9 protein-coding genes are annotated in these 11445 nt (G+C 60.5%); 2 read left to right on the plus strand and 7 right to left on the minus strand.

What is annotated here, in order from left to right; all coding sequences use genetic code 11:
* Positions 1–2: 2 nt before the first annotated feature.
* The gene (locus HFD87_RS17890; protein WP_010248988.1) at positions 3–1313 is read right to left on the minus strand and encodes an MFS transporter; all 1311 of its coding nucleotides are present in this window, start codon (positions 1311–1313) and stop codon (positions 3–5) included.
* Between HFD87_RS17890 and HFD87_RS17895 the strand changes: the two genes are divergently transcribed.
* Together HFD87_RS17895 and HFD87_RS17900 are read left to right on the plus strand one after the other, a co-directional pair.
* On the plus strand, positions 1285–1539 hold the full coding sequence (locus tag HFD87_RS17895; protein ID WP_010671102.1) for a hypothetical protein: 255 nt from the start codon (positions 1285–1287) through the stop codon (positions 1537–1539). The genes HFD87_RS17890 and HFD87_RS17895 overlap by 29 nt on opposite strands.
* Complete coding sequence (locus tag HFD87_RS17900; RefSeq protein ID WP_010248992.1) at positions 1536–2600, plus strand: LacI family DNA-binding transcriptional regulator; 1065 nt, start codon at positions 1536–1538, stop codon at positions 2598–2600. The genes HFD87_RS17895 and HFD87_RS17900 overlap by 4 nt, the downstream gene beginning before the upstream one ends.
* 11 nt (positions 2601–2611) lie before the next feature.
* On the opposite strand, the gene HFD87_RS17905 is transcribed toward HFD87_RS17900, so the two are convergent.
* The 6 genes from HFD87_RS17905 to HFD87_RS17930 form a co-directional block, all read right to left on the minus strand.
* Positions 2612–5461, minus strand: a complete 2850-nt coding sequence (locus HFD87_RS17905) for a bifunctional diguanylate cyclase/phosphodiesterase (protein ID WP_167423740.1) — start codon at positions 5459–5461, stop codon at positions 2612–2614.
* 178 nt (positions 5462–5639) lie between these two features.
* Positions 5640–6728 carry an MBL fold metallo-hydrolase gene (locus HFD87_RS17910; RefSeq protein WP_022623869.1) on the minus strand — a complete coding sequence of 363 codons (1089 nt, stop codon included), beginning with the start codon at positions 6726–6728 and terminating at the stop codon, positions 5640–5642.
* A complete protein-coding gene (locus HFD87_RS17915; RefSeq protein ID WP_167423741.1) occupies positions 6716–8455 on the minus strand; it encodes an iron ABC transporter permease in 1740 nt (579 codons plus the stop codon). Before HFD87_RS17915 ends, HFD87_RS17910 begins: the two co-directional genes overlap by 13 nt.
* A 2-nt stretch (positions 8456–8457) precedes the next feature.
* Entirely contained in the window at positions 8458–9459 is a 1002-nt protein-coding gene (locus HFD87_RS17920; protein WP_129063139.1) for an ABC transporter substrate-binding protein, read from the minus strand.
* A gap of 15 nt (positions 9460–9474) precedes the next feature.
* Complete coding sequence (locus HFD87_RS17925) at positions 9475–10542, minus strand: ABC transporter ATP-binding protein (protein WP_167423742.1); 1068 nt, start codon at positions 10540–10542, stop codon at positions 9475–9477.
* Between the two features lie 133 nt (positions 10543–10675).
* A complete protein-coding gene (locus tag HFD87_RS17930) occupies positions 10676–11275 on the minus strand; it encodes a cupin domain-containing protein (protein WP_010249001.1) in 600 nt (199 codons plus the stop codon).
* Positions 11276–11445: the final 170 nt, after the last annotated feature.

The raw sequence follows: 11445 nt of genomic DNA on the forward strand, positions 1-11445 counted from the left end.
CCTTATGGGTTAGCAGGGCGCTGGCGGCGTTCGGCGACCAGCATCACCAGGAAAACGGCACCAATCAGGTCAAAGAAGCCCATCGCCACAAACAGCGGATTGAAGCCGATGGTATCGGCGGTGACACCGATAATCAGCGAGAAGATAAAGCTGGCGATCCAGGCGCAGGAGCCGCGCATGCCGTTGACCGTGGCCATCTGGCGGCGATCAAAACGCTCCACCACCAGCGCGCTCAGCATGCAGGAGATCACCTGATGGCCGAAGCCACCGACGGAGATCAGGGCGATCGCCAGCCAGGGATCTTTTACCAGCGTCATCAGCGCCAGTGAGACCATCAGCAGTGCGCCGGTCACCGAACTGGCGACAATCGAATTGACGCGGGTGAGACCAAACCAGCGCACATAGATTTTGGTCAGATAGCCGCTGGCAACGCTGCCGAGGTCGGCGGCCAGAAACGGCAGCCAGGCAAACATCACGATCTGCTTGAGATCCATGCCGCGCTCATTGGCCAGATAGAGCGGCACCCAGAAGCTCAGGACCGCCCAGGCCGGTTCGGCCAGAAAAGCCGGGATGGCGATGCCGTAGAATTTCTTCTCTTTACCAATCACTTTCAGCGCGGTGAAGAACGGCAGTTTTTCCCCGATCGCTTCGTTGTCCTGATTAATAAAGGCCCGCTCTTCATCAGAGAGACGAGGATGGCTCTCAGGCGAGTGATAGCCCCACCACCAGAGTGCAACCCACAGCAGGCCCAGCCCGCCGGTCAGCAGAAAGGCGCCCTGCCAGCCAAACGTTATGTGCGCGACATAGATAATCGGTGGCGCCAGCATGGCACCAATCGAAAAGCCGACGCCCGCCCAGCCCGCCGCGACCGGGCGCTCCTTTTTCGGAAACCAGTCACCGATCGCTTTGGCGTTAGCTGGCGTTGCCGCCGCCTCAGAGGCGCCCATGACAAAACGCAGCAATGCCAGATGCAGCCAGCTTCCCGCACCGGCGTGCAGCAGACAGGTCACCGACCAGATCAGCGCGCAGATCAGGAAGCCCATCTTCAGTCCGATCACATCGATCAGCCAGCCGCAGATTGGCTGAAACAGGGTATAGGCCAGCTGAAACGCCGCCACCACCCAGGAGTACTGTTCGGTCGTCATGTGCAGACTGTTTTTAAGTTCCGGTGCCAGAATGCCGAGCGAGTTGCGGGTGATGTAGTTGACGGTTACACCCAGCAGGAACATTCCCAGCATCCACCAGCGTAAATTTTTAATCACGCGCACCGTGCGGGATGCACTGATGGGTTTGGTTGTTGATTCGAGGCTCATTGTGCCACTCCTGATTGCCATTGATGACGCACACCGCCTGCTGGCGTACCGCGTGTCCTGTAACGAACTTAGAAAAGTGCGAAACGTGGGTACAGACACTTTTTTGCAACGCTTTTCATGGCAGGCTGAATCCCGCCAGAAAATGGCACTGAAACGCTTATCTGACGCGATTCAGCAGGTTATGAAAAATTTTTCATCAGCAGATTTGAAGGCGATCACAGAATGAAACAAAGGCTGAAAGTAAGCGAGATTGCGGCACTCAGCGGCGTCTCCATCAGTACGGTGTCGCGGGTGCTGGCGGGTAAAGCCAATACCCGGCCTGCCACCCGTGACAAAGTGCTGGCCGTGGCGCAGCAACAGGGCGTGCTAAACAACCTGCACAGTGGTCGCCTGCTGCTGAATAACCTGATGGTTTTTGCCCCGCCGCGCGCCTTTGATGTACGCAGTGACATCTTCTACTACAAAGTGATTCAGGGGATCAGCCAGGCGGTGGAGCCGCATGAGGTGCGGCTGCGCTACTGCCCGCTGGAGGAGGTGGAAAGTGATGCCGCGCTGTTTATCGACAAGATGCAGCAGACCGAAGCGGCACTACTGATCGGCATTGATGATGAGCATATTCATCAACTGGCGGCGGAGATGAACAAACCCTGCGTGCTGATTAACGCCCGCGATCGCCGAATGCGTCTGCCTTCGGTCTCGCCCCATCATCAGCTGATTGGTGAATTCTCAGCGCGCTATCTGTTTGAGCAGGGACACCGGCAGATCCTGTCGCTGCATTGCTTACGCCGCTACACCATGGAGCAGCGATTGCAGGGGGTGCGCGACGCCTGGCATGCCATGAACCTGCGGTTTGACAGCCGCCAGCATCTGCTGACCCTGAACAGCTTCAGCAGCAATGAAGCGGCGGAGCGGCTGAGTGAATATCTGCGCCACTGCCCTGATGCGCTGCGCCCGACCGCAATTCTCGCCAGCGGTGATTATATTGCGGCGGGCGCCGTCACTGCGCTGGAGCAGGCCGGTCTGCGGGTGCCGCAGGATATTTCGGTGATGAGTATGGATGGCTTTAACCTGGCCGCTATCCACGATATTCCGCTGACCTCGGTGCAGGTGCCGCGTGATGAGCTGGGCGCAGCGGCAGTGAGAATGTTGCAGGAGATGCGACTGAATCCCGGCACGCCCACCGGCAGCCTGCTGCTGAATGGCAGGCTGGTGGTGCGCGAGTCGGTGCGGCGCATTCGCGATAATCTCAGCCATGCGCCGGTCCAGCAGCATGGCCTCTATGATTAACACGGTATGGATTAACCCAGCGTTTTCAGCCGCAGTTCCGACGGCTGAGGCCGTCCGAACAGGAAGCCCTGGAACAGGGTACAGCCCTCATCGCGCAGCTTAGCGAACTGCTCATCGCTCTCCACCCCTTCGGCAGTAATCTGGATATCAAGACTGCGACTCATGCCGGTGATGGCGCGGATAATCGCCAGCGCCTCGCGGCTGTCACCCATATCATTGATAAAGGATTTGTCGATTTTGATTTTGTCGAACGGGAAAGATCGCAGATAGCTCAGCGACGAATAGCCGGTGCCGAAATCATCCAGCGCAATCTGCACGCCCAGCGCCTTGAGATTTTGCAGGGTACGGATATTACCCAGCGAATCATCCAGCAGCACTGATTCGGTGATCTCAACCTCCAGCCGTGCCGGATCGAGACCCGACTCTTTCAGCGCGCCTTCCACCACCGGCACCAGCGAGCTGTTTTTAAACTGCAGCGGTGAGAGGTTGACCGAGACCGACTGCTCCCCTTCCCAGCTCGCCGCTTCGCGACAGGCTTCGTAGAGTGCAAACGCCCCCAGCATATGAATCAGGCCGGTCTCTTCAGCGATCGGGATGAAGTCGTTGGGCATGATCAGCCCGCGAATCGGATGATGCCAGCGCATCAGCGCCTCATAGCCAATGATGGTGCGGTTATCGCCGTTGGTGATGGGCTGATAGTAGAGCCGCAGATGCCCGCCGCTAATCGCATCGCGCAGATCGTTTTCTATCAGGCGTCGACTGCGCGCCACATCGTCCATCTCCAGCGTGAAATGCTCATAGCGGTTGCGGCCGTTACGTTTGGCTTCATAAAGCGCCATGTCCGCACAGCGCAGCAGCTGCTCCGGCGTATTGGTAATGGTGGTGCTGAGCGCAATACCCACGCTGAGCCCGACCGACAGATTATGGCCTTCAACGTTGACCGGCGGGCGAATCGCCTCAATCAGGCGCTGCGCCACAATGCTCGCCTCTTCATTACTGGCCACCGAAGGCAGCACGATGGCGAACTCATCGCCTCCGATACGCGCCAGAGTATCCTGGTCACGCAGCGCGTTACGCAGACGCTTAGCCACACTGCGCAGCAACTCGTCGCCAATCTGATGGCCCAGCGCATCGTTCACATTTTTGAAGTTATCGAGATCAAGGCAGAGCGCGGCAGTCTGGCGCTGTATCTGACCGGCAGTGCGCAAGGCTTCACTCAGACGCTGGCGGAACAGAATGCGGTTCGGCAGGCTGGTGAGGTTGTCGTGGTGCGCCATATGGTGAATACGGGCATCAGCGGCGCGCTGGTCAGTGACATCTTCCACCAAGAGCATCAGGTAGTTACGTCGCGCATCCTGACCGTTAATCGCGGTGGCGCGGGTATGCAGAATGCGTTCGCCGCTGGCGGTCATCAGCAACTGCTCACGCTCATGCATGCCCTCACTGCGCAGCGCAACATCCGCCAGATTATTAAAGTAATCGCTGAGTTCGGGCGACATGCATTCGTGCGGGCGCTTGTTGACGATCAGCGATTTCGACAGGCCAAACAGCTGCTGAGTGCGGTCGTTAACCAGCAGGATCTCGCGGGTGATCGCATCTTCCACAATCACGCAGGAGGGAATGTTGGCGATGATATTATCCAGGAATTTAGAGAGCGCGGTTTTCTGGGTGCTCTGGGCTTCAGCCAGATCCCGGGCGCGCAGCACCTGCTGCTCCTGCTCACGGCGTTCCGTGCGGTCGCGGGTGATCTTAGCGAAGCCAACCAGCTTGCCGTCATCATCGTGGATCGCGTCGATGACCACATGCGCCCAGAAGGCGCTGCCATCTTTGCGGTAGCGCCAGCCCTCATCTTCAAAACGGCCGGTCTTAAGCGCGATACCGAGATTCGCTTCCGGGATGCGGTTCAGCCGCTCCTGGGAACTGTAAAACAGCGAGAAGTGCTGACCCACCACTTCATCCGCTTTGTACCCTTTGGCACGCTGCGCACCGGCATTCCAGTTCACCACCACGCCATCGACATCGAGCATATAGATGGCGTAATCGGTGACCCCTTCTACCAGCAGACGGAAACGCTGCTCCTGCTCCCGTTGCTGACTGCGGACGCGCTGCTGTTCGGTGCAGTCGCGGGTGATTTTAGCGTAGCCCAGCAGCTTACCCTGATCGTCGCGGATCGTGTCGATCACCACATGCGCCCAGAAGGCGCTGCCATCTTTGCGGTAGCGCCAGCCCTCATCTTCAAAGCGGCCGGTGCGATAAGCGGTTTGCAGGTTCTGCTCCGGGACACGGTTCAGGCGATCCTGGGCGCTGTAAAAGCGGGAAAAATGCTGGCCGACAATCTCTTCCGCCACATAGCCTTTGGCGCGCTGTGCCCCGGCATTCCAGTTCACCACGTTGCCGTCATGATCGAGCATATAGATAGCGTAATCGGTAACGCCCTCCACCAGCAGGCGGAAGCGCATCTCCTGCTCCCGCTCTTTGCGCTGCTGCTCCTGCTGCTGAGTACAGTCGCGGCTAATACAGGCGTATCCCACCAGCAGACCGGCGTCATTGCGTATCGGGTCGATCGTCTCATGCGCCCAGAAAGCACTGCCATCTTTGCGATAGCGCCAGCCTTCGCTTTCATGGTGTCCGGCAGTGGCAGCCATATCCAGTCCACGCTGCGGCAGGCCCTGGCGGCGATCTTCTTCGCTATACAACAGGGCGAAGCTACAGCCAATCATCTCGTCTGGCGTATAGCCTATCGTGCGCTGAGCACCCTGATTCCAGCTGCCGATGATACCGTCAGGTTTTAGCATAGTGATGGCGTAATCATTCACGCTTTGTACCAGCATGCGATAGATGACCTCAGAGTTATTATCCATTGTGATTAGCCTGCTGCTCTGTAGCCGGATGACGGCTTAGGAATGTTCTTAATAGCGTGCGCAGACTACAGCCGAAAAGAGCTGAGATGACAAGCGCATTAAGAAGATTAATCAGTGTTTATAGGGGGTTTATCGGCAGCGGCGAGTAAATGTTCAATGACTCCGCGGTGGCGGCGCGTCAGGCGACCCGCTCCCAGCGCGAGGAGAGCGAATAACGGTGCTGCCAGCAGAGCATTGCCGGACTTTGGCTCATCAGCTGCTGGCACTCTTGCGGCGCGACAAACGCCGGGATCACTTTCTGGGCCGCCGTCTGTCTGATCAGCGCCAGCTGATCGTCGAGCGGCGGATGCACATTCCACGGCAGCCAGCGTGCCATGCCGGATTGCAGCATCTCAAAGGCACGGGTGCCGCTGGAAACGTGACTGCTGAAGATCAGACGAAAGTCGGGCTGATGGCTGAGCTGCGCCGCCAGCCCGCTGTCAGCCACCGCATCCGCCGCGACAATAACCGTATCCGGTCGCCAGCGGTCGGGTGTTGCGACGCGCAATAACCGGGCCAGCGCCAGCATCGCCGCGGCGGGCAGGCTGTTGAGCGCCAGCAACTGCGCCACCTCTTCGCGCACCTGGGGACACATCACCACCGGCAGCCCGCGAGCGCTGAGCTGCAGCGCCATCTCAGGGCCGCGCCCGTGCAGCGGCGCGGTGACCACGGCGCCCCCTTGTGCCGCCAGGGCCAGCGCGTCGATCTGCTGCGCCAGTCGCTGATTGCGGTCGCCATAGGAACCATCGGTAATCAACAGCCGTGCGCGTGGCGGGCAATCAAACGGCAACAGCAGCGATTCGCGACTCCAGTCGCCCATATAGGTGATGCCACCCGCAATTGGCAGATGAAACCAGATCGATCCCGGCGAATGCCCGCTGCGACCGGTAAAGAGATTCAGCGGCCCCAGCGCGCACTGGCCGCGCAATGGCAGGATGCGTCGCGCCTGAGCCGGAACGCCAGCCTCACCCAGCTGCTGCCAGGTAATCTCACTGGCATAGACCGGCGGTGAACCGATGTCGGCCCAGCTATCCAGCGCCGCCGCGTGATCCACATGGGAATGGGTCAGGCAGAGCGCATCGACCTGGCCGATGGCGTCCATTGCGGGCCGGACGCCCGGCTCCGGCCCGGCACCTAAATCCCATAACAGACGGTATCCCTCTATCTCCAGCAGGAAAGCGGCCGGCAGTTTTCCGCCGACGCCGCTGATCACCGTCAGGCTTGCCATGGCAGGACTCCCTGCGGCAGACGGCGCGTCAGTCGTGAGGCCAGTAGCATTAAGCCCAGCACGATCCCAATCATCAGGCATCCGACCGCCGCCGCCAGCGGCGCCGATCCGCCTTCGTCCAGGAAAATAATGGTCGGGCCAAGCGTCTGGGTTTGCGCGGTAACCAGCAGCACTGAAACCTGTATTTCATTCAGCGCGGTGAGGAACACCAGCAACGCACCGGCCAGCACAGAAGGTGCCGCCAGCGGCAGCAGGATGTCAGTCATCCGCCGCATCAGACCCGCGCCGCATAAGCGCGCCGCCTCATCCAGTGACGGTTCGATTTGCGCGAACCCGGCCAGCGTCGGCCTTAACACCAGCGCCAGGAAGTTGGCCAGATAGGCCGCGAGAATAATCCACACCGTTCCGTAAAGAGAAAATTCCAGCAGCGGCAGTGGCCGCAGGAAAAACAGCATCGCCGCCACGCCGGTGACAATGCCGGGCAGCGCATAGGTCAGCTCGCTGGCGAATCCCAGCCCCCGCACCAGCCGGGTACGATGCCAGCTGAGAAAGAAAGCCAGGAACAGTGCCATGACGCTGAGCAGCAGCGCCGTCAGGCCGGTGAGCCACAGGCTGGTAAAGAACGCCTGCCGTATCGCCGGATAGCCCCACAGCGCCTGCTGAAAATTCTCCAGCGTCAGGGTTTGCCAGTTCAGAGCCTGACCGAAACCGCGGGTTAAGGCGGTGGTCAGCAAGGCGCTGAGCGGCAGCAGCAAGGTGATCACCATCCACAGCCAGGCGATGATTTCGCCCGGCAGTCGCGCGCGCCGCAGCGGCTGGTGCCAGGGTCGTGGCGATCCGCTGACCCGGACATCGCGTCGTCCGCCCAGCCAGCCGCTAATCAGCATCCCGGCGAGGGTGATCAGCGCAATCAGCATCGAGTAGACGGCGGTATTGGGCAGCGCACCGGGGCCGAGGGTATTGAGCTGCTGATAAACCAGCGTAATCAGCGTCGGCACCCGCGCCGGAATACCCAGCATCGCCTGGATACCGAAATTCCCGACCGCAGCGACAAACGCCAGCGCCGCCCCGGCGAAGATCGCGGGGCGCGCCAGCGGCAGGATCACCGTGAACAGAATCTGCCGGGGTGATGCGCCGCTGATACGGGCCGCCTCCACCAGTTCGGCGGGGAGTCGACGCAGGCCAGCCCGCACCGTGAGGAACACCAGCGGCGCATTGTGCAGACCCAGCAGTAGTACCATGCCGGTCGCGGAATAGAGCGGTTGCTGACCGGGTGCCAGCCACGTCCCGCCCAGCGCATTCACCGCTGTGGCCAGCAGACTGCCCGGTGCCAGCGCCTGTATCCAGGCCAGCGCAGTCACCTGCGGCGGGATCATCAGCGGCAGGATAAAGGCAAATACCCAGGCCGCTTTGGCACGCAAATCGGTGAGCGCCACCAGCCAGGCGGCCACTGTTCCCAGCAGCAGCGACAGCAACGTCGCGCTGATGCCGATCGCCAGGGTATTCAGCGTGGCACTGAGCACCCGCCGGCTGGTCAGCAATCTCAGCAGGCGATCGCTATCCAGTATGCCATCCGGTGCCAGCGCGGTTCCCATCAGCCGGGCAAAGGGTGCCACCGACAGCAGGCCGATCACCAGCACCAGTACGCCCAGCACCAGCGGTTCCGCCCGCCATCTGCGATGCCTTGCGGCCTGGCCTCTTCGCCATTCGTTGCCCAGCACGCTCACGATCAGCCGCCAAACAGTTCAGTAAAGGTTTCGCGGACCTGAGCATCCTCGGCCACCGCTTGTGCCACATCCGGCGTCAGCAGCGTGATTTGCTCAATCGGCGCAAAGCCACCGGGTGCCGCCACGCGGGCATCGACCGGCCGGTTGCCCTGCTTCGCCACCAGCTGCTGTCCCGCTTCCGACAGCATGAAATCAACAAAGGCTTTGGCGGCCGGCAGATTATGCGCCGACTTCATGATCGCCACCGGCTCGGTCACATAGGAGACGCCCTCCTGCGGATAAACCAGATCGATGGGCGATCCCTGCTTTTTGGCGCGGATAATATCGGCATCTGTGATCACGCCATACTTATCCATGCCGCTGGCAACCGCTTTCAGCGCCGGTCCATTGCCGCCCTGTGGCGCAATGCCGATGGCGGCCAGTTGCTGATAGAACGCCCAGCCAATCGACGGGGTATGGATATCGGTATGCAGCTTATAGAGCGCCGCACCGGAATAGAGGGGACTGGGGACCGCAATCTGGCCTCTGTTTTCTTCTACTGCCAGCGCTTTCCAGCTACTGACTGGCTTCGCACGCTGGGTGTTATAGGCGATCACCGTGGCGATAATTTTGGTGCCGAAAAAGGTTTTATCCACATCGTAATAGGCAGGCTTCAGGTGGCTGACCGGGGCGGCCGGATATGAATAGAGCTGCCCCTCTTTCTTGAGCGCGCCCAGATTGATCGCGTCGGCCACCAGCAGCACATCGGGTTTGACCTGGCCGCTCATCATCTCCGTGCGCAGCACGTTCATCAGTTGAGTGGTGCCGTTGCGGGTCCACTCCACCTCCACCGCCGGATACGCGGCCTTAAACGCATCGATGGTCTGTTGCGCAATTTCAGGTGCCTGCGACGTGTAAACCACCAGCTTGCCGCCGGGCGCGTCGGCCGCCTGCAACAGGGTTGAGGCCGCCAGGCTCGATAGCAACAACAGCGCGTGAAGCGGAGTACGAAAAGCCGTTTTCATGGTTTCTGAAACCCTTTATGCAGGAAGAATCCAGCCGTCATCGACGGCGACGCCGACGGTGTCATCAACCGCCAGTAATGCAGCATCATTAAGCGTCAGCGACAGGCTGACATCCGGTTGATTAAGCGGTCGAAGGTTGATCTGATGGTAGCCACCGCGAAAGATAATGCGCTCAACGCGGGCGGCAAACTGCCGCTCTCCCTCAGTGGCGAGGTGAAAACTGACGCTGTGGAAGCTGGCTTTGCCGTGCGGCAGCGGGCGCTGGTGAGGCGAGCAGCGCAGCAAAACCCGCAGCCCGCAGAGCGTGGCGGTTGCCTGACCCGGATCGAGCGGCTCAATGTCGCTGACCGGCAGCACCCGCCCCTCATCAATAAAGGTCGCCACCATCTCATTAGCCGGTTCGCGCCACAGGGTCTGCGGGCTGGCGAACTGCATCACTCTGCCGTGTTCGAGCACCACGATGCGGTCGGCCAGTGCCATCGCTTCGCGTTGATCGTGGGTGATATAGAGTAAGGTGGCGCCGCTGTGGCGATGGAAGCGGCGGAACTCCTCTTCCATGGTGGCGCGCAGATGGACATCAAGGTTAGCCAGCGGCTCATCCAGCAGCACCAGCGTCGGCCGTGCCACCAGGCAGCGAGCCAGCGCCACGCGCTGGCGCTGACCACCGGAGAGATCGGCGGGTCGGCGGTCGGCGAAGCGATCCAGCCCGACCAGCGTCAGGGCCTGGGTGGTGCGCAGTTCGCGTTCTGCGCGCGCCACACCGTTCACCTTCAGGCTGTAGCCGACGTTCTCCGCGACCGTCATATGCGGCCACAAAGCGTAGTTCTGGAACACTACGCCGAGCTCGCGGGCTTCCGGCGGCAGGTGCAGCCCGTCTGCGGCAACCTGGCGTTCACCGATGCGGATTTCACCGCTGTCGAGCGTTTCAAAGCCGGCCAGCAGGCGCAGCAGGGTGGTTTTGCCGCAGCCAGAAGGCCCAAGAACGGCGACAAACTCGCCCTGATTAATCTGTAACGAAATCGCGTCCAGTACCGGCTGGGCGCCGAACGCTTTGCTCAGTCCGGTTAACGATATTGCCGCCATCTTACTCTGCCTTTGCCGTTAACATGCTGGGCAAAACGCTACGACAGTTTGATGACAGCCCGGTGACAGCCAGGCTTACGGGACGCGAAAGCCGGGCTGGCGGAGCGGCATCGGGGCGTGCTCGCCCCGTGGCTTACTGCTGGGCGGTGAGCGCCGCAATCGGCTGCCAGATCTCGGTTAATGCGCCCTCTTTGCCGGTAAAGGGGTCCTGCGTCGGCAACGGCACTTTTTTCACCTGCTCCTGGGCCATTTTCAGCTTCGCGGGCTCATCGCGCAGCGTCTCCGGCGACATCCCGTGCGGATAGGCACCTATCACCATAAAATCTTCGCTGGCGCTGACCTGCCGATGGCCGACACCCGCCGGAATCAGGACCGCATCGCCTGCGCGCAGGGTCACCATGCGGCCACTGTCGCCGCCAAACAGCACTTCCGCCCAGCCTTCAGCGACGCCCAGCAGTTCATGGGTATTAGGATGATAATGGGTGTATGGGAAGATCGGATAGCGCCAGGCGGGAGGCCAGCCGTTCTCCTCAAAGGTTTTCTCAAACCACGCGGCGATCTCCTCCTCTTCCGGCACCACGCGCGGCCAGATAATCAGAGGTAACGGGTTATTGGGTACACCGCCCGACGGGCTGGCAAGCATCAGATGCTGAGGATTGTCAGAGGCCCCGGCCGAGAAGGTGCCAGCGGCAAAGGACATCATTAATAGCAGACTGGAGGATGAGGCACGCATACAGGTTCTCCGATGTTTTTCTAAGTGTGGCAAACCCGCGGCACAATGCAATGTGCGCCAGACGACACAATTGATATAATTGACTGATATTGCTGACTAAAGCCAAATGTGTCGTTAACTATAGGGTCGGAGTGTGCCTGCGCGACAGAGGGTAGCGGTTCTTACTGCGG

Source organism: Pantoea sp. EKM21T (assembly GCF_011800405.1).
In the GTDB taxonomy this organism is placed as follows: domain Bacteria; phylum Pseudomonadota; class Gammaproteobacteria; order Enterobacterales; family Enterobacteriaceae; genus Pantoea; species Pantoea agglomerans.

Bases quoted from the DNA above. Each gene is read 5' to 3' on its own strand.
- HFD87_RS17895 (WP_010671102.1), top strand. From the start codon at position 1,285: ATGGGTTTGGTTGTTGATTCGAGGCTCATTGTGCCACTCCTGATTGCC.
- HFD87_RS17890 (WP_010248988.1), bottom strand. From the start codon at position 1,313: ATGAGCCTCGAATCAACAACCAAACCCATCAGTGCATCCCGCACGGTG.
- HFD87_RS17900 (WP_010248992.1), top strand. From the start codon at position 1,536: ATGAAACAAAGGCTGAAAGTAAGCGAGATTGCGGCACTCAGCGGCGTC.
- HFD87_RS17905 (WP_167423740.1), bottom strand. From the start codon at position 5,461: ATGGATAATAACTCTGAGGTCATCTATCGCATGCTGGTACAAAGCGTG.
- HFD87_RS17910 (WP_022623869.1), bottom strand. From the start codon at position 6,728: ATGGCAAGCCTGACGGTGATCAGCGGCGTCGGCGGAAAACTGCCGGCC.
- HFD87_RS17920 (WP_129063139.1), bottom strand. From the start codon at position 9,459: ATGAAAACGGCTTTTCGTACTCCGCTTCACGCGCTGTTGTTGCTATCG.
- HFD87_RS17925 (WP_167423742.1), bottom strand. From the start codon at position 10,542: ATGGCGGCAATATCGTTAACCGGACTGAGCAAAGCGTTCGGCGCCCAG.
- HFD87_RS17930 (WP_010249001.1), bottom strand. From the start codon at position 11,275: ATGCGTGCCTCATCCTCCAGTCTGCTATTAATGATGTCCTTTGCCGCT.